Source organism: Pseudomonas sp. nanlin1 (genome assembly GCF_045571515.1).
Taxonomy (GTDB): Bacteria; Pseudomonadota; Gammaproteobacteria; order Pseudomonadales; family Pseudomonadaceae; genus Aquipseudomonas.
This window is the reverse complement of the sequence record NZ_CP124218.1, coordinates 36,204-52,439: the sequence shown is the minus strand read 5'-3', so window position 1 is coordinate 52,439 and position 16,236 is coordinate 36,204. Positions and strand designations below refer to the sequence as shown.

General features: G+C 61.0%; 18 protein-coding genes. 6 read left to right on the top strand and 12 right to left on the bottom strand.

Features of this window, described 5'->3' with window-relative positions:
- Positions 1 to 17: 17 nt before the first annotated feature.
- Positions 18 to 707, bottom strand: a complete 690-nt coding sequence (phoB, locus tag QCL65_RS00270; RefSeq protein WP_407313713.1) for a phosphate regulon transcriptional regulator PhoB — start codon at positions 705 to 707, stop codon at positions 18 to 20.
- Between the two features lie 150 nt (positions 708 to 857).
- Here phoB and QCL65_RS00265 point away from each other — a divergent pair, with 150 nt between their 5' ends.
- The gene (locus QCL65_RS00265) at positions 858 to 1,241 is read left to right on the top strand and encodes a hypothetical protein (RefSeq protein ID WP_407313711.1); all 384 of its coding nucleotides are present in this window, start codon (positions 858 to 860) and stop codon (positions 1,239 to 1,241) included.
- Between the two features lie 7 nt (positions 1,242 to 1,248).
- On the opposite strand, the gene ubiA is transcribed toward QCL65_RS00265, so the two are convergent.
- Together ubiA and QCL65_RS00255 are read right to left on the bottom strand one after the other, a co-directional pair.
- Positions 1,249 to 2,142 (bottom strand): 4-hydroxybenzoate octaprenyltransferase, encoded by an 894-nt coding sequence (gene ubiA, locus QCL65_RS00260; protein WP_407313709.1) that lies wholly within the window; start codon positions 2,140 to 2,142, stop codon positions 1,249 to 1,251.
- Between the two features lie 9 nt (positions 2,143 to 2,151).
- A complete protein-coding gene (locus QCL65_RS00255) occupies positions 2,152 to 2,694 on the bottom strand; it encodes a chorismate--pyruvate lyase family protein (protein WP_407313707.1) in 543 nt (180 codons plus the stop codon).
- A 171-nt stretch (positions 2,695 to 2,865) separates the two neighbouring features.
- On the opposite strand from QCL65_RS00255, the gene QCL65_RS00250 reads away from it, so the two are divergent.
- The 4 genes from QCL65_RS00250 to QCL65_RS00235 all read left to right on the top strand — a co-directional run bounded on the left by QCL65_RS00250 (position 2,866) and on the right by QCL65_RS00235 (position 5,111).
- Positions 2,866 to 3,033 (top strand): rubredoxin, encoded by a 168-nt coding sequence (locus QCL65_RS00250; protein WP_407313705.1) that lies wholly within the window; start codon positions 2,866 to 2,868, stop codon positions 3,031 to 3,033.
- 24 nt (positions 3,034 to 3,057) lie between these two features.
- A complete protein-coding gene (locus QCL65_RS00245; protein WP_407313703.1) occupies positions 3,058 to 4,206 on the top strand; it encodes an FAD-dependent oxidoreductase in 1,149 nt (382 codons plus the stop codon).
- 177 nt (positions 4,207 to 4,383) lie between these two features.
- A complete protein-coding gene (locus tag QCL65_RS00240) occupies positions 4,384 to 4,656 on the top strand; it encodes an HU family DNA-binding protein (RefSeq protein ID WP_407313701.1) in 273 nt (90 codons plus the stop codon).
- A gap of 80 nt (positions 4,657 to 4,736) precedes the next feature.
- Complete coding sequence (locus QCL65_RS00235) at positions 4,737 to 5,111, top strand: SCP2 sterol-binding domain-containing protein (protein ID WP_407313699.1); 375 nt, start codon at positions 4,737 to 4,739, stop codon at positions 5,109 to 5,111.
- A gap of 33 nt (positions 5,112 to 5,144) precedes the next feature.
- Here the strand turns inward: QCL65_RS00235 and QCL65_RS00230 are convergent, their stop codons facing one another.
- The 6 genes from QCL65_RS00230 to exbB all read right to left on the bottom strand — a co-directional run bounded on the left by QCL65_RS00230 (position 5,145) and on the right by exbB (position 11,826).
- Complete coding sequence (locus QCL65_RS00230; RefSeq protein WP_407313696.1) at positions 5,145 to 6,548, bottom strand: HDOD domain-containing protein; 1,404 nt, start codon at positions 6,546 to 6,548, stop codon at positions 5,145 to 5,147.
- 75 nt (positions 6,549 to 6,623) lie between these two features.
- Positions 6,624 to 8,699 carry an ATP-dependent DNA helicase RecG gene (recG, locus tag QCL65_RS00225; RefSeq protein WP_407313694.1) on the bottom strand — a complete coding sequence of 692 codons (2,076 nt, stop codon included), beginning with the start codon at positions 8,697 to 8,699 and terminating at the stop codon, positions 6,624 to 6,626.
- On the bottom strand, positions 8,696 to 9,625 hold the full coding sequence (locus tag QCL65_RS00220) for a LysR substrate-binding domain-containing protein (protein WP_407313692.1): 930 nt from the start codon (positions 9,623 to 9,625) through the stop codon (positions 8,696 to 8,698). Before QCL65_RS00220 ends, recG begins: the two co-directional genes overlap by 4 nt.
- A gap of 93 nt (positions 9,626 to 9,718) precedes the next feature.
- On the bottom strand, positions 9,719 to 10,471 hold the full coding sequence (locus QCL65_RS00215; RefSeq protein WP_407313690.1) for an energy transducer TonB: 753 nt from the start codon (positions 10,469 to 10,471) through the stop codon (positions 9,719 to 9,721).
- A complete protein-coding gene (exbD, locus tag QCL65_RS00210) occupies positions 10,468 to 10,893 on the bottom strand; it encodes a TonB system transport protein ExbD (RefSeq protein WP_407313688.1) in 426 nt (141 codons plus the stop codon). The genes QCL65_RS00215 and exbD overlap by 4 nt, the downstream gene beginning before the upstream one ends.
- A gap of 3 nt (positions 10,894 to 10,896) precedes the next feature.
- Positions 10,897 to 11,826, bottom strand: a complete 930-nt coding sequence (gene exbB / locus QCL65_RS00205; protein ID WP_407313686.1) for a tonB-system energizer ExbB — start codon at positions 11,824 to 11,826, stop codon at positions 10,897 to 10,899.
- A gap of 188 nt (positions 11,827 to 12,014) precedes the next feature.
- On the opposite strand from exbB, the gene QCL65_RS00200 reads away from it, so the two are divergent.
- A complete protein-coding gene (locus tag QCL65_RS00200; protein WP_407313684.1) occupies positions 12,015 to 12,872 on the top strand; it encodes an SDR family oxidoreductase in 858 nt (285 codons plus the stop codon).
- 7 nt (positions 12,873 to 12,879) lie between these two features.
- Here QCL65_RS00200 and QCL65_RS00195 read toward each other — a convergent pair whose 3' ends face one another.
- Genes QCL65_RS00195 through spoT form a run of 3 tightly spaced genes read right to left on the bottom strand, consistent with a single transcriptional unit; the run spans position 12,880 to position 16,201 of the window.
- Positions 12,880 to 13,614, bottom strand: a complete 735-nt coding sequence (locus tag QCL65_RS00195; RefSeq protein ID WP_407313682.1) for a hypothetical protein — start codon at positions 13,612 to 13,614, stop codon at positions 12,880 to 12,882.
- Between the two features lie 60 nt (positions 13,615 to 13,674).
- The gene (locus QCL65_RS00190) at positions 13,675 to 14,055 is read right to left on the bottom strand and encodes a RidA family protein (protein ID WP_407313680.1); all 381 of its coding nucleotides are present in this window, start codon (positions 14,053 to 14,055) and stop codon (positions 13,675 to 13,677) included.
- A 37-nt stretch (positions 14,056 to 14,092) separates the two neighbouring features.
- On the bottom strand, positions 14,093 to 16,201 hold the full coding sequence (gene spoT, locus QCL65_RS00185; protein WP_407313678.1) for a bifunctional GTP diphosphokinase/guanosine-3',5'-bis pyrophosphate 3'-pyrophosphohydrolase: 2,109 nt from the start codon (positions 16,199 to 16,201) through the stop codon (positions 14,093 to 14,095).
- Between the last annotated feature and the right edge of the window lie 35 nt (positions 16,202 to 16,236).

Genomic DNA, 16,236 nt, shown 5'->3' with positions numbered 1-16,236 from the left:
GGCGCTCGGGGCGGTACTCAACTTTTGGTGGAAAAGCGATACCCCGTGCCGCGCACGGTTTGTACCAGATTTTCGTAGGCCTCGCCGAGGGCTTTGCGCAGGCGCCGGATGTGCACGTCTACCGTACGCTCCTCGACATAGACGTTGCCACCCCAGACTTGGTCGAGCAGTTGGCCGCGGGTGTAGGCGCGCTCTTGGTGGGTCATGAAAAATTGCAGCAAACGGTATTCCGTGGGGCCCATTTCAGCAGGCTTGCCATCGATGGTGACGCGGTGGCTGATGGGGTCCAGCAGCAGGCCGCCCACTTCGATGGGCGTCTCGCCATCGCTTGGCCCAGCGCGGCGCAGTACCGCTTTGAGGCGCGCCACCAACTCACGGGGGGAGAAGGGTTTGGTGATGTAGTCGTCGGCACCGACTTCCAGGCCCTGAATTTTGTTGTCTTCCTCACCCTTGGCCGTGAGCATGATGATCGGGATGTCTCCGGTCAATTCGTCGCGCTTTAGGCGCCGGGCCAACTCGATGCCGGAGGTGCCGGGGAGCATCCAGTCCAGCAGGATCAGGTCAGGTTTGCGGTCGACGATGATCGCATGGGCTTGCTGGGAGTTCTCGGCCTCCAGGCATTCATAGCCAGCCATTTCCAACGCGACGGCGATCATCTCGCGAATAGGCGCTTCGTCGTCAACTATCAGAATGCTCCTGCCAGCCATGCTTCAACCCTCGTCTCAATACCGGTGTCTTGCGCCGCATTAGATAACGGAAATATTGCAGTCGTGTGACAGCTTGCCTCAGGGTAGCAAGTTCGCTCGACTCGACTAAGCTGTAATTCCCTTTACACGGATAAATAGGAAGACGCCCCAATGACTCGAAACACTCTGATCTGGCTGGCGCTCTTTGGCACGGTTGCGCTGGTTTCCCCTGGCCTGGCATCGGCCGCGGACCCCGCGATGAAACAAGACGGCATGCTGGTCAACCACAAGGGGATGACCCTCTATACCTTCGGCAAAGACGCCGAAGGCAAGTCGATGTGTAACGACAAATGCGCACAGAAATGGCCGCCGTTGGCCGCCAAGGCCACCGACACCGCTGGCCCCGAATGGACCATGGTCAAGCGTGACGACGGCAGCATGCAGTGGGCCTACGAAGGCCAGCCGGTGTACACCTATGTCGAAGACAAGAAAGCCGGCGACATGAAGGGCGATAACGTCGGTGAATGGAAAGCCATCATGGAAGACGCCGACTGACGGCGTGCTAACCGCGCAAGGCGTAGTCCAATACGATCCCGGCAAAAATCAGCAAGCCCGCCCAGTGATTGTGCAGAAACGCGCGGAAACACGCCTGGCGGTCGCGGGTGCGGGTTTGCCAATGTTGCCAGGCGAAGCACACCGCAGCGCCAAACAGCCCCAGGTAGAACCACCCCCCTAGGCCAAAGCGGCCGCCGGCCAGCAGCAGGCAGGCCAATGCCAAGCCCTGCAACATGAGGATGATGCTGCGGTCCGAGTTGCCGAACAAGATGGCCGTGGACTTCACGCCGATCTTTAAATCGTCGTCGCGGTCGGTCATGGCGTAGTAAGTGTCGTAGGCCACGGTCCACAGCAGGTTGGCGATCCACAGCAACCAGGCGGCGGCGGGCAGGTGGCCGGTTTCTGCGGTGAATGCCATCGGCATACCCCAGGAAAACGCCATGCCCAGTACTACCTGCGGGTAGTAGGTATAACGCTTCATAAAGGGATAACTGGCCGCCAGTATCACGCCGCCGATGGACAACCATACGGTTGCCGAATTGGTGCACAACACCAGCAGGAAACTCAGCAGAATCAGCACCGCAAACAGCACCAGCGCCTCTTTGGGCTTGACCTTGCCGCTGACCAGCGGCCGCTGCTCAGTGCGTTTGACGTGGCCGTCGACCTTGCGGTCGGCGACGTCGTTGATCACGCAGCCGGCCGCGCGCATCAATACGACGCCTAGTACGAAGATCAGCACGTTGGCCAGGGACGGCCGGCCCTCGCCGGCGATCCACAGGGCCCATAGCGTGGGCCAGAGCAATAGATACACGCCAATGGGGCGGTCCAGGCGGGTCAGTTGAATGAAGTCCCAGACACGGGGGTGCAGGCGATTAAGCGAGAGCAAAAAGCGTGTGTACATCGAGGGTTCTCACGGATGCGTGGCGCGCCACAAGTCAGGCAGAAACACTTCGGCGACCAGCACCGCCAGCTCGCCGCGGTCGAAGCGCGAACGGCGCACCCATAGATCAGCGCGGGTCAGGCCGGGCGGCAGCCACTCGACTGGATAATGGCAGGCCTGGATCGGCCGCCGCGCAAAGGCGGGGTCTTGAAACAGCACCTCGCCCAACGACCGACTGCCCAGTTGCTCCAGCGAAAAATCGCTGTTGTCCAGGGCCGCTTTCGTCACCACGCTGCGGGCGAACACCCAGTGCTGGCGGTGGCCGCACAGGTAGACCTCGCGTACCCAGCCAACGCTGCCCGGCGGCACGTCGAGGGCACTGCACTCGTCGTCACGCAGCGGCTGCCAGCCTTGGGCGAGCGGCTCGATGGAAAAATCGCCATGGGCCAGGGCGCTAAGGCGTTGGGTCAGCGAGCCTTGGTCGAATAGCCAGTCCAGCGTTGTCGGGTAGGAGTCTACCTCGGGCTGGTTCAGCCAGTGGGGGCGTAGGGTGCAGGGGTTGGCAGCAGGCACGTGGGCATCCTTAGCGGACCTGGAAAAACTTCAGCTTAGCATGCCTGCGCAGCGGTTTTGAGCGCTTGCCACTTGCATCCTGCCGGTGTGAACAGTACAACGCCAGAGCTGTTCAACTGCACCAAGGCATTGAACGGTGATAGAAAATAGCCAGCCTGAGGAGAACCAACGATGAAAAAGTGGCAGTGCATAGTGTGTGGTCTGATTTACAACGAAGCCGAAGGTTGGCCAGATGACGGCATTGCCGCCGGTACCCTTTGGCAAGACGTCCCCGAAGACTGGCTATGCCCGGATTGCGGCGTCGGTAAAATGGATTTCGAGATGATCGAAATCGGTTGATTGAATGAAGTTCGGAGTTTTGTCATGACGGCACCTGTAGTGATCATCGGCACTGGCCTGGCTGGCTATAACCTGGCCCGGGAGTTTCGCAAGCTCGACAGCGAAACGCCGCTGCTGCTGATTACAGCAGACGACGGCCGCTCCTATTCCAAACCCATGCTGTCCACCGGGTTCGGCAAGCAAAAAGACGCCGACGGCTTGAGCATGGCCGAGCCCGGGGCTATGGCCGTGCAGCTCAATGCTGAAGTGCGTACCCATACCCGTATCAGTGGCATAGACCCTGGCCACCAACGCCTGTGGATCGGTGCAGAGTCGGTGTTCTATCGCGACCTGGTGCTGGCGTGGGGCGCGGCGCCCGTCACCGTGCCACTGGCCGGTGACGCCGCCGACCAGCTTTACCCGATCAACGATTTGGAAGACTACGCGCGTTTTCGCGCGGCCATTGAGGGCAAGCAGCGTGTGCTCATCTTGGGCGCAGGCTTGATCGGCTGCGAATTCGCCAACGATTTGATGCTCGGTGGCTATGCTGTCGAGCTGGTTGCCCCGTGCGAGCAGGTGATGCCGACGCTGCTGCCGGCGGCGGCGGCGACCGCCGTGCAACGGGGCCTGGAGGCACTGGGTGCACGCTTTCATCTAGGTCCGGTGTTGATGCGCCTCGACCACGCCAATCAGGGCCTGTTGGCGCATTTGTCCGATGGCAGCCAAATCGCCTGCGATGCGGTGGTTTCGGCCATTGGCTTGCGCCCGCGCATCGACCTGGCCGCCGCAGCGGGCTTGCAGACCAACCGTGGGGTGATGGTCGACCGCTATTTGCGCACCTCACACGCCAATATCTATGCCTTAGGCGATTGCGCCGAAGTCGAGGGGCTGAACCTGCTCTACGTCATGCCCTTGATGAGTGGGGCCCGTGCGCTGGCCCAGACCCTCGCCGGGCAGCCCGCAGCGGTCAGCTATGGGCCGATGCCGATCACTGTGAAAACCCCGGCTTGCCCGTTGGTGGTATCGCCACCGGCCGTGGGTAGCATTGGCCAATGGCAGGTGGAAGGCGAAGGGGCTGACATAAAGGCGCTGTGCCTTGATTCAGACGGTAAGTTGTTGGGCTACGCGTTGACAGGCAAGGCGGTGATGGAAAAATTAGCGCTGAACCGGCAGCTGCCGCCTTTGTTGGCTTGATCGGCCTGCGTTCTGTCGCAATGCCCTTGGGTAGCTCGACAAAGCGACTGGAAAAACTGGCGCGGCCCGTTTTGCCGTGCCATTCTCACCCTGTCTACCGCACGCTAGAGCGTGCGGAGCCTGGCCGCGGCTCAAGACCGCGACATAAAAACAATAACCGTCCCAGAGGCATCTTCTATGCGCAAACCAGAACTCGTCGTTGCTATCGCTGAAAAAGCCGACCTGACGAAAGACCAAGCCAACACCGTCCTGAATGCCGTGCTGAAAGAAATCACCAACGCGCTACATCGCAAGGACAGCGTCACCTTGGTGGGCTTTGGCACCTTCCTGCAGCGCCATCGTGGCGCCCGCACCGGCAAGAACCCGCAAACCGGCGAGCCGGTCAAAATCAAGGCCAGCAACACAGTGGCGTTCAAGCCCGGAAAATTCCTCAAAGACAGCGTGAATTAATCCCCACTGCCCCCCTACACGCCGCTGTAGGAGGGGCCTTGGCCCCAATCTTTCAACCCCCTCAACGTCGGTAACCCGTAATGAAGTTCCGCCTCCTGCTATGGGCCTTAGGCCTGTTGATGGCCCGTGCCAGCCGTCAGAACCCCGCGTTTGCGCAACAACTCAAAGACCGTGACCTAGTGTTCCAACTGCAAACACTGGACGGCAGAATCGCTCGGCATTTCAGGGTCAAAAATGAGCGCATCACTAGCAGAAGCGGCGCCGTGGCGGAGCCCGCGTTTGCCATTGCATTCAAGGACGCCGCTTTCGGCTACGAAACGTTGCAGGCGAAGAACAAGCAACTGGCGTTTATGCAGGGGATTCAGGACAAGACCATACAGATCAAGGGCAACCCGGCCTTGGTCATCTGGTTTCAGGGCTTGACCAAGTACCTGCGGCCCAAGAAGAAGCGCTGATCAGCCTGAACGACATAACCAGCGCCCCCGGCGTTATTCCTTGGTGAACTGCATGGCCAGTTCGCGCAGCAGGGCTTCGGCGTCCAGCACCTTGGTGACCACGTCTTCGGCTTTTTCACGGCTCAGGCCCAGGCGCTCCAGCAGTTCATCGGGCACGTGGGTGTCGCCGCCACCGCCAATACCCCGGTTGCGCAGCAAGCGGATGGCCAGGCACACCAGGTTAGGGTACTGCGCGTGGTCGCCGTCGTAGCTCGGGTCGTGCTGGAAGCGCAAGGCGGTGCTCAGCTCAGCAGGCATGTCCCAGAACCGCATCAGCCACGCGCCCATTTGCTCACGACTAATGCCCAGCAGGTGCTGCTCGACGTAGTTGTGGGGCAAGTGCGGGTTGACCTCCAGGTGCCGGCAGATCAATGAAAAATGCGGTGGGAAGACGTGGGCCAGCAGCAGGTAGCCAAAGTTGTGCAGCAGCCCGGCGAGGTAGGTCAGACCCGCCTCGGGGCGCTTGTCCCGAGGCATCGCGCGGGTCAGCCCTTCGATCACAGCGGCGGTGTAGATCGACTGGTGCCAATACGGCGTGATGTGTTGCGGGTGGTCCTTGGGCAGGCTGAGGGTCTTGCCCAGCGCCAGCCCTAAGGCCAGGTTGATCACCAGGTCAAAGCCCAGCACCCGAACGATGGCATCCTCTACGGAGCGGATTTTGGCGGGCGATGCGTAGTAAGGCGAAGCGGCCCAACTGACGACTTGGGCGGCCAGTGCGGGATCGGTCTCCACCACCCCGGTAATGTCATCGATGGTTGCGTTGGGGTCGACCCGCAGCTTGATGATCTTTTGCGCCGTTTCCGCCAGGGGCGGAATCTCGATGGTCGCTTCCAGGCGTTGCTGAATGCGCCGCGCTGTGAAGGCCTGTACCGCCTGAGTGATTTCCTGGCGGTCGTCGTCCGGGCGGTCGAGGTTGGGGGTTATCTTGCTCACGGGCTGAGCGAAAGTGCCAGCGCTGGCCGTGGCGAGCATCTTTTTGAAGTCTTCGCGGCTGATTTCCAGCAACAGGCCCGGCTCGCCAGACTCGATCAACAGGGGCTCGCCCTCGACCATCAACAGCTCTTCGTACAGGCACGGGGAACTAGTGAGCGAAGGCAGGCCCGGCAGCACGGTGAGTTCGTGCTTGCCGAGCATTTTTTTCATGCGCTCCAGCGGCACGGCAACCAGGGTACGGCCGTTCACCACTTCAACGCGCTTGAGATCCAGCAGGTGGCTCTGCGGGAACAGCACCAGCAGCGCCCCCAACGCATCGCAGAGCAGCACGCCCTGCACTTTGTTCGCGGTTTTCAACCCGGGTCGGTCGGCGACTTCTTGGTAGCGGATTTCCAGTTTGCCGAGCAGCGCCTGAATGACCGACGGAGCGTGTGGGGTTGTAGTGTCCAGTGCGAGTTCAGTCATGGGCTGCGTCCAAGTTGTTACATTCAAATCAGTATAACCAGCTTACTTGTAAACTGGCTTGCATTCAGTTTGCGTTCACACCTGGCCGTATTGTTGGCCATGCCTGAGCCAGCGCTCAAGCAGTGGCGCAACGTGGCCAGGCCAGCGTGCCAGTAGGGCCTGGGCCGCATCACGAACGGCCGGAAGCAGGTCGGCATCGCGCATCAGGTCGGCCACTTTGAACTGTAGCAAACCTGTCTGTCGGGTCCCCAACATTTCGCCTGGGCCGCGCAGCTCTAAATCTTTTTCGGCAATAACGAAGCCGTCATTCGTTTCGCGCATGATGCCTAAACGCTGGCGGCCAATTTGTGACAGCGGCGGGTGGTACAGCAGCACGCAATGGCTGGCGGCGCTACCTCGACCGACCCGGCCGCGCAACTGGTGCAACTGTGCCAGGCCCAGACGCTCAGGGTTTTCGATAATCATTAGGCTGGCATTGGGGACATCCACACCCACTTCAATCACCGTGGTGGCCACCAGTAACTGCAATTCGCCCGCTTTGAATTGGGCCATGACGGCAGCTTTTTCCACCGGTTTCATACGGCCATGGATCAGGCCAACGCGCAGTTCACCCAGGGCACTGCCCAGTTCTTCGAAGGTACTCTGGGCCGCTTGGCAGGTGAGTTCTTCTGACTCTTCGATCAGCGTGCACACCCAGTAGGCCTGACGCCCTTCGGCGCAGGCGGCGCGGACTCGCTCGACCACTTCTATGCGCCGGGTGTCGACCACTAACACCGTATTCACCGGCGTACGCCCAGGCGGTAGTTCATCGAGTATGGACGTGTCGAGGTCAGCGTAGGCGCTCATGGCCAGGGTGCGGGGAATCGGCGTCGCGGTCATGATTAACTGGTGGGGGCACAAGCGGCCGCCTACGCCTTTCTGGCGCAGGGCCAGGCGTTGTTGTACGCCGAACCGGTGCTGCTCATCGATGATCACCAGGGCCAGGCGGTGAAATTTCACTTCTTCCTGAAACAGGGCGTGGGTGCCCACGACCATGGGCGCGCCCTCGGCGATACGCTCGAGTGCCGCGGCGCGCACCTTGCCCTTGAGCTTGCCGGCCAACCAGGCGACTTCGATACCCAATGGTTCCAGCCAGCGCTGAAAGGTGATGAAGTGCTGCTCGGCGAGGATTTCAGTGGGTGCCATCAAGGCCACCTGGTAACCGGCTTCCAGCGCTTGTAGGGCGGCCAGGGCGGCGACTACCGTCTTACCGGCACCGACGTCACCTTGTACCAGGCGTAACATCGGTTCTGGCTGGCTGAGGTCATAGGCAATCTCTTTGCCTACTCGCTGCTGGGCACCGGTGGGGGCGAACCCCAGGTTGTCCAGGTACTGCGTGGCCAACCCAGACGCCGGCGGGAGTGGCGGTGCACGCTGGGCGCGCAGGCTTTCGCGCAAGCGCTGCTGCGACAGTTGGTGCGTCAGTAGCTCTTCAAAGGCCAGGCGATGTTGCGCCCAGTGGTGGCCTAGGGCGAGTTCTTCCAGGTCCGCGTCGGGCGGCGGGTTGTGCAGGTAACGGATCGCTTCATCCAGCGGCGCCAGGCCATATTCCTGGGTAAGCTCGGCGGGCAGCCAGTCGGGCAGGCTGCGGGGGCCCAGCAGAGCGAGAGCCTGCTGCGAAAGCTGGCGCAGGCGTTGCTGGGTCAAACCTTCGGTGGTCGGGTAAATGGGCGTCAGGGTCTGTTCCACCGGCACCGCCTCATCACCGGTCAAGGCGCGGTACTCGGGGTGGTAGATCTCTAGGCCCGAGGCGCCGGGGCGGGCCTCGCCATAGCAGCGCAGGTGGGTGCCGCGTTTCATGGCTTCTTTCTGGGCGTTACTGAAATGATAGAAGCGCAGGCTCAAGCTGCCGCTGCCGTCCCCCAGGCGCACCAGCAGGCTGCGGCGCTTGCCCATAGCGACGTCGGCACCGCTGACCACCCCTTCGATCACCGCATCTTGCCCAGGGCGCAGTTGGCCGATGGGCACCACCCGGGTGCGGTCCTGGTAGCGCAGAGGCAGATGGAACAATACGTCTTGGAGATTTTCCAGGCCGACCTTGCTCAGTTTTTCTGCCATCGCCTCGCCCACGCCTTTGAGGGCCGTGACGGACACTTGAGACAGCTCGGTCATGTCGCGACTTTGCCCGCCACAGGTTTGGCCACCGAACACAGACGGATGGAGTCCGCGAGGATCTCGATCGCTTTTGGCCTGGGGAAACTCGCACGCCAGGCAATGGCCACTGTCCGGAAGGGGACGGGCGGTGCCAGCGGCCGAATTTCAATGATCCCGGGGGCGTAGTGATGGCTGTCGACGGCAGACATGGGCAGGATCGATACGCCCAACCCTGAAGCGACCATATGCCGGATGGTTTCCAGCGAGCTGGATTCCACGGTGGTGTGTTTGGCCCCTTCGGCCCCTTTGGTCAGGGTCGGGCAGGCTTCCAGCACTTGGTCACGGAAGCAATGCCCTTCGCCCAAGAGCAGCAGGCTCTTGTCGTTGAGCAGCGCGGCGTCGATGTTTTCCTGGCGGGTCCAGGGGTGGTCGGCCGGCATCAGCACGTAAAAGGGCTCGTCATACAGGGGCAGGGTGAGTACATCGGCCTCGTTGAACGGCAAGGCGATGATCACCGCGTCTAGCTCACCGTTACGCAGCTTGTCGCGCAGCACATGGGTAAAGTTTTCTTCGATGTACAACGGCATCTGCGGGGCGACCCGGTGCAGTTGTGGGATCAGGTGCGGAAACAGATAAGGCCCGACGGTGTAGATCGCGCCTACCTTGAGCGGCGCCGTGAGCTGATTCTTACCCGCTTGGGCCAGCTCACGTATGCCTTGGGCCTGTTCGAGCACCTTTTGCGCCTGGGCAACGATGCCTTCCCCGACGGGGGTCAGGCGCACGGCGCTTTTACTGCGCTCGAAAATGAGCACGCCCAGTTCGTCTTCGAGTTTTTTCACGCCCACCGACAGCGTTGGCTGGCTGACATGGCAGCGCTCGGCCGCGTGGCCGAAATGCTGTTCTTGGGCAAGCGTAACGATGTAGCGTAATTCTGTGAGAGTCATAACGTGCGTCCGTGAATTTGCGATCCCAGCATAGCGGGTGCAATCGATAGACGCACGTTATCAGCGTTGCTTCGTTATGTCAGGAATAAGCGGTTAACGCCGGCGGTCCAGGGAATAGACGAAGGGCGCGATCACTTCCATCGTGCCATTGGTGAGCAACTCCGCAGGTGGTTTCGGCAACGGCTGGGCCTTGCGGATCATTTGTAGCGTGGCACGGTCCAGGGCAGCGTTCCCCGATGGGCCGATGATCTCGTAGGACAGCACCTTGCCTTCACCATCGACCACGAAGCGCAGACGGTTGACGCCTTCCCGGCCGCTGCGTTTCGCCGCTTCGGGGTAGTCCTTGTATTTGCTCAAATGGCGCAGCAGGTCGCTTTGCCAGCTCGGCAGGGCATTGCTGTTGGAGGCAATGCTCGGGGCCGGCGCTGCGGATTTCGCCGGGGGGGCCGTGGTCGGCGGTGTGTCCACCGTACGCTGGGCCGGGGGCTCTTCACGCACAGGTTCAGGCTTTTGCACGGGCTTGGGCGGTTCGACCTTGGGTTTGGGCTTGACCGGCTTTGGCTTGGGTTTGGCAATCGCAATCTCAGGCTTAGGCGCTTCTGCTACTTTAGGCAGCTCGGGCTCTTCGACCGGGGTGGGCGGCTGCGGCGGCGTCACGACCTGGGGCGGTGGCGGCGGCGCGGGCTCAGGCAGCGGCGCCATCTCGACCATCATCGCCGCCGGTGGCAATTCGATTGCCTGGGGCGCGGGCCAATTCAGGGCGATAACGATCGCTGCGGCGTGTACGCCCAGCACCAAGGCCAGGCTCGCGCCGTAACGCGTCAGCTTTTGGCGCGTGGTGATCATTTTTTGCCTGCCGTCTCTAAGCCTACGAGGCCCACCTTCAGGTAACCGGCGGCGCGCATATCGTTCATCACCGCCATCAGGTCGCCGTAGTCCACGCCTTTATCGGCCTGGAAGAAGATAGTGGTGTCTTTCTTGCCCTTGGTGCGCTGATCAAGCACCTGGCCCAATTGCCCCGGCTCGATTCTGTCGTCGCCGACGTAGATGCCTTTATCGGCCTTTACGCTTAGGAACACAGGCTTTTCAGGGCGTGGCACCGGCTTGGCGGTGGACGCGGGCAGGTCTACTTTGATGTCAACCGTGGCCAGTGGTGCTGCGACCATGAAAATGATCAGCAGCACCAGCATCACGTCGATAAAGGGCGTGACGTTGATTTCGTGATTCTCGACGAGGTCGTCGCCGCCTTCGTTCAGGTGCAGGCCCATGATTTACCCCACCTTCACCATGTGTGGCTGCGCGGAGAAGTCGCCCTGGTGGTCCAGGTCGCGGCTGACCAGCAACAGCACGTGGGCAGAGGCATCCGAAACCTGGGCCTTGTACCCGGCAATCGAGCGGGCAAAGACGTTGTAGATAACCACCGCAGGGATGGCGGCCACCAGGCCCAGGGCGGTGGCCAGCAGTGCTTCGGCAATACCAGGGGCGACCACGGCAAGGTTGGTGGTCTGGGTTTTGGCGATCCCGATGAAGCTGTTCATGATGCCCCACACGGTACCGAACAGACCGACGAAGGGTGCGGTCGAACCAATTGTGGCCAGTACGCCCGTGCCGTTGCTCATGTTACGGCCACAGGCTGCGACCAGGCGTTCGAGGCGGAAGCTCACACGCTCTTTGATACCCTCGCGCTCGCGAGAATTGGCCGACAGGTGCATTTCTTCCAGGGCATCGTGGACCAAGAGGTTGGCCAGCGTGCCTTTGACGGCCGCGCTTTCACTGGCCTGCTTGAGGGTGCCGGCTTTTTTCAAGGCGGCGATTTCGCCTTTGAGGCGACGCTTGGCGCCCAGCAGCTCGAAGCCTTTGGCGATCCAGATGGTCCAAGTGATGATCGAGGCGATGGCCAAGCCGATCATCACGGCTTTCACCACGATGTCGGCGTTCTGGTACATGCCCCAAGGGGAAAGGTCGTGACCCATGCCCAAGGTGGTGTCCTCGGCCAGTGCTTGCTCCTCGGCGGCGTCTGCTGGTGTGGCTGGCGCAGGCGCTGCGGCAGGAGCTGTTTGGGTCGATACAGGCGCGTTGCTGGTGCCGGCTGGCTCTTCGGCGAATGCCAAGGGCGCGAGCAGCAGGCCCAGGGTCAGCGCGGCGATAGCGCGCCATGGGCGAGTCTGGTGGGGCGAAGCGGAAAGCGAAGCGTGATTCATGCTGGCCGGACCTGAATGGGGAGAATAGGGTAATTGTCCTGCCAAACCTCAGTAAGGGGCCGAGAACAAATGGGCGCGTATTATTGCAAGTAATTCTTGTTAGCAAAAGCAAAGGTCATATTTTTTTTGTTCGGTATCCATGAATTTTTGTTATTAGCAGCGAATTTCAGCTTTTAGGGAGCTTTTTAATGTCTGTTTCTTCTGTTTTGATCGTAGGATGCGGCGATATCGGCAGTCGCGTCGCGCGCTTACTGATCGCCTGCCAGTACCGTGTTTACGGGGTTCGGCGCACCCTATCGGACCTGCCAGAGGGTGTGCTGGGTGTGGCCGCCGATGTGTCCACGGCGGCGCTTCCCACCACTTGGCCCCAGGAGCCATTGGACTACGTGGTGTATTGCGTCGCGGCCAGCCAGCACGACGAAGCAGGCTATCGCGCGGCGTATGTCGAGGGGGTACGCAACACACTTGCCTGGCTGCAGGCGAGCGGGCAGCACCCCAAGCGGCTGTTTTTCGTGTCCAGCAGTGGGGTTTATGGTCAGCAGTCGGGTGAGTGGGTCGATGAGCAGTCGCCCACCGAACCGTCCAGTTACACAGGGCAATTGATGCTAGAAGCAGAGCGGCTGGCGCAAGGAAGTGAGATACCGGCCACCGTGGTGCGCCTGACGGGTATTTATGGCCCTGGGCGAGAGCGCATGATCGAGCAGGTGAAAAAAGGCTGCCAAGCGGCGGCGGGCGGGTCGGTGTATGGCAACCGCATCCATGCCGACGACGCCGCCGGGCTGTTGGCGTTTCTCATCCAAGCGGATGCCACCGGGGCGGCGCTTGAACCTTGCTACATCGGCGTCGATGACTGCCCTGCAACGCTGGCCGAGCTGATTGATTGGTTGCGGGGCTATTTGCAGATCAGTCATACATCTGACCAAGCCGCGATGCGCCGTACCGGCAGCAAGCGCTGCAGCAACGCCCGGGCCCGTGCGCTGGGCTGGGCGCCGCAGTACCCCAGCTTTCGCGAGGGCTACGCGGCGCTATTGAACGGGCGCGGGTAACGGCCGGCTATTTCTGCAGCAGCCAGCGGCGCGCGCCTGGGTGCAGGTCGGGCATCTCATCGGCGCCCGCCTGGTTGACCGCTTCGAGGATCTCCAGGCGGCTACCGTCGCGGCGGAAGATAAACGCATTACCCTGTTTGTTTTTTTCCAGCCACAGGCTGTCGAATTCGCCGCTCATGGCCGCGCAGTCACCGGCCAGGCACAGGGCGTAGCGGTCGAGGCTGTCGACCCCTTCGATGCGCCCGTCTGGGAGAAAATGCACGATGCTGCCCAGGTTCGGCCCCTCGATGACTTTCCAGTCGCCGCCCATGTAGGCGGTGTAAAGGGCCTGCTCGAACACGCCACCGGGCGGAACTTGCGGATTGGGCGTGGCTTGGGGTTTGACAAAGCTCTGGGCTGGGCCGTTTTCGTTGGCCGCTTGCACCAGTTGGTCGCCTTTCACGCTGAGGGTTTCGGTGAAGTTGCCGTAGAAATCAACGCTCAGTTGGCCGCCTTCCTTCGGGGTGATCTTGCCTTCGCCTAGCTCGAAACCATTGCTGAACGTGGCCTGGGCGGCTTTGGTATTTACTTGCCATTCCAGATTCGGGCCATTGGCAAGCAAGGCTTGACGCAGGTTGCCACCTTTGGCGGCGGCATCAATGGCGTTCTGATTGATCCAGACGCCATTGGGGTCCAGGTTTTCGTGGCTGGCGCAGCCGCCAAGTAATACGGCGAGCAACGAAAGGGCTAGCGCGTTGCGCATGACATTTCCTTTCTAAAACAGGGGAGGTGACCGGGGCGCCGAGCGCCCCGCTGAGGCTGGTTACTCAATGACCAGGATGGCGTCCATTTCCACTTGGGCGCCACGGGGCAAGGCAGCGACCCCAATGGCGGCGCGAGCGGGATATGGCTGTTCGAAATAGCGGCCCATCACTTCGTTGACCTTGGCGAAATGGCTCAGGTCGGTGAGGAAAATGTTCAGCTTGACGATGTCTTTGAACGAACCGCCTGCCGCTTCGGCTACGGCTTTGAGGTTCTCGAAAACCTGCACGGTCTGGGCTTCGAAGCCTTCGACCAGCTCCATGGTGGTAGGGTCCAGGGGGATCTGGCCAGACATGTACACCGTGTTGCCAGCCTTGATGGCCTGGGAGTAGGTGCCGATCGCCGCAGGGGCCTTGTCGCTGCTGATAACGGTCTTGGACATGATGACTCCTTGAAGAGGAAAGGGCAGCGGCCCGGCTTCAGGCACGCATGCGGGTGATGCGGATGATTCCGGCCAGGGCGCGCAGCTTTTTGATCACGCGGGCCAGGTGCACCCGGTCGTGCACGTTGACGACCAACTGGACGACGCTGATACGGCCATCCCGTTCGTCCATGCTGATTTTTTCGATATTACCGTCTGCTGCGTTGACGCTGCTGGCGAGCAGGGCGATCAGGCCACGTTGGTGCTCAAGCTCGACCCGCAGTTCCACATTGAATTCGCCGGTGACGTCTTTGGCCCAGGACAACTGGATGCATTTTTCCGGGTTGTGCCGAATTTCGCCGATATTGCGGCAGTTTTCCAAATGCACAACCATGCCTTTGCCCGCCGACAGGTGGCCCACGATCGGGTCACCAGGGATCGGCGTACAGCATTTGGCGTAACTGAGCACCAAGCCCTCGGTGCCGCGAATCGCCAGGGGGCCTTCCGGGTTAGGCAATTGTTCGCCCTCGGACGCCAGCAAGCGGCGGGCAACCACGTAAGCCATGCGGTTGCCCAGGCCGATGTCTTCGAGCAGATCGTCGATCAGTTCTAGCCGGTATTCCGCCAGCATGGCCTGCACCCGCTCTGCCGGCACCTTGTGCAAAGCGCTGTCGAAGCCATTCAGTACTTTGTTCAACAAACGCTCGCCAAGGCTGACCGACTCCGAGCGCCGTTGCAGTTTCAAGGCGTGGCGGATGTGGGTGCGTGCCTTGCCGGTCACCACGAAATTCAACCAGGCGGGGTTAGGCCGCGCACCCGGTGCACTGACGATTTCTACGGTAGAGCCGCTCTGCAACGGCTCCGAAAGCGGCGCCAGGCGACGGTTGATGCGGCAGGCAATACAGCTATTGCCGACATCCGTGTGCACGGCATAGGCGAAGTCCACGGCAGTGGAGCCTTTAGGCAGCTCCATGATTCGCCCTTTAGGAGTGAACACGTAGACTTCATCGGGGAAAAGGTCAATTTTGACGCTTTCGATAAACTCCAGCGAGTTACCTGCTCGCTGCTGCATTTCCAGCACACCTTTGACCCATTGCCGCGCGCGCGCATGGGTGCCTTTGGGTTTTTCATCGTCGCTGGACTTGTACAGCCAATGGGCGGCGATGCCGTTGTTGGCCATCTCTTCCATTTCACGGGTTCGGATCTGAATTTCGATCGGAACGCCGTGCATGCCAAACAGCGTGGTGTGCAATGACTGGTAACCGTTGGCCTTGGGAATTGCGATGTAATCTTTGAAGCGCCCGGGCAACGGCTTGTAGAGGTTGTGCACTGCGCCCAGCACGCGGTAGCAGGTGTCGACTTTATCCACGACGATGCGGAACGCATAAACGTCCATGATCTCGTTGAACGCGCGCCGTTTGCCGCGCATCTTCCGATAGATACCGTAGATATGTTTCTGCCGGCCGCTGACATCGCCTTCGATGCCGTCCACCGCGAGGCAGTGGCTCAGGGATTGCTCGATCTTGTTGACGATTTCTTTGCGATTGCCGCGGGCCCGCTTGACCGCTTGGTAAATGCGCGCCGAGCGCATGGGGTACATGGCTTTGAAACCCAGGTCTTCGAATTCCACGCGCACATTGTGCATGCCCAGCCGGTTGGCGATGGGGGCGTAGATTTCCAGGGTTTCCTTGGCGATGCGCCTGCGCTTTTCGCCCGACAGCACTTCGAGGGTGCGCATATTGTGCAGGCGGTCAGCGAGCTTGACCAAAATGACGCGGATATCACGCGCCATGGCCATGGCCATTTTTTGAAAGTTTTCAGCCTGGGCTTCGGCTTTGGTTTCGAAGTTCATCTGGGTCAGTTTGCTGACCCCGTCGACTAACTCGGCGACTGTTTCACCGAATTGCGCACTGAGGGCTTCTTTGGCGATGCCCGTGTCTTCGATCACGTCGTGCAGCATGGCAGCCATCAAGCTTTGATGGTCCATGTGCATATCGGCGAGGATGCCCGCTACGGCCAGCGGGTGCGTGACATAAGCTTCGCCGCTGCGGCGGCGCTGGCCGTCATGGGCTTGTTCGGCGTAGAAGTACGCTCGGCGCACCAGGTTGACCTGTTCGGCACCGAGGTAGGTCGACAGACGATCGGCGAGGGCGTCTATGCTCGGCAAGGGTGAACCTCCTGCCGATGATGGATGCAACCTTG

What these genes read in the sequence shown, in the direction of transcription:
- phoB (WP_407313713.1), bottom strand. Translation starts at nt 707, where the DNA reads ATGGCTGGCAGGAGCATTCTGATAGTTGACGACGAAGCGCCTATTCGC.
- QCL65_RS00265 (WP_407313711.1), top strand. Translation starts at nt 858, where the DNA reads ATGACTCGAAACACTCTGATCTGGCTGGCGCTCTTTGGCACGGTTGCG.
- ubiA (WP_407313709.1), bottom strand. Translation starts at nt 2,142, where the DNA reads ATGTACACACGCTTTTTGCTCTCGCTTAATCGCCTGCACCCCCGTGTC.
- QCL65_RS00250 (WP_407313705.1), top strand. Translation starts at nt 2,866, where the DNA reads ATGAAAAAGTGGCAGTGCATAGTGTGTGGTCTGATTTACAACGAAGCC.
- QCL65_RS00245 (WP_407313703.1), top strand. Translation starts at nt 3,058, where the DNA reads ATGACGGCACCTGTAGTGATCATCGGCACTGGCCTGGCTGGCTATAAC.
- QCL65_RS00240 (WP_407313701.1), top strand. Translation starts at nt 4,384, where the DNA reads ATGCGCAAACCAGAACTCGTCGTTGCTATCGCTGAAAAAGCCGACCTG.
- QCL65_RS00235 (WP_407313699.1), top strand. Translation starts at nt 4,737, where the DNA reads ATGAAGTTCCGCCTCCTGCTATGGGCCTTAGGCCTGTTGATGGCCCGT.
- QCL65_RS00230 (WP_407313696.1), bottom strand. Translation starts at nt 6,548, where the DNA reads ATGACTGAACTCGCACTGGACACTACAACCCCACACGCTCCGTCGGTC.
- recG (WP_407313694.1), bottom strand. Translation starts at nt 8,699, where the DNA reads ATGACCGAGCTGTCTCAAGTGTCCGTCACGGCCCTCAAAGGCGTGGGC.
- QCL65_RS00220 (WP_407313692.1), bottom strand. Translation starts at nt 9,625, where the DNA reads ATGACTCTCACAGAATTACGCTACATCGTTACGCTTGCCCAAGAACAG.
- QCL65_RS00215 (WP_407313690.1), bottom strand. Translation starts at nt 10,471, where the DNA reads ATGATCACCACGCGCCAAAAGCTGACGCGTTACGGCGCGAGCCTGGCC.
- exbD (WP_407313688.1), bottom strand. Translation starts at nt 10,893, where the DNA reads ATGGGCCTGCACCTGAACGAAGGCGGCGACGACCTCGTCGAGAATCAC.
- exbB (WP_407313686.1), bottom strand. Translation starts at nt 11,826, where the DNA reads ATGAATCACGCTTCGCTTTCCGCTTCGCCCCACCAGACTCGCCCATGG.
- QCL65_RS00200 (WP_407313684.1), top strand. Translation starts at nt 12,015, where the DNA reads ATGTCTGTTTCTTCTGTTTTGATCGTAGGATGCGGCGATATCGGCAGT.
- QCL65_RS00195 (WP_407313682.1), bottom strand. Translation starts at nt 13,614, where the DNA reads ATGCGCAACGCGCTAGCCCTTTCGTTGCTCGCCGTATTACTTGGCGGC.
- QCL65_RS00190 (WP_407313680.1), bottom strand. Translation starts at nt 14,055, where the DNA reads ATGTCCAAGACCGTTATCAGCAGCGACAAGGCCCCTGCGGCGATCGGC.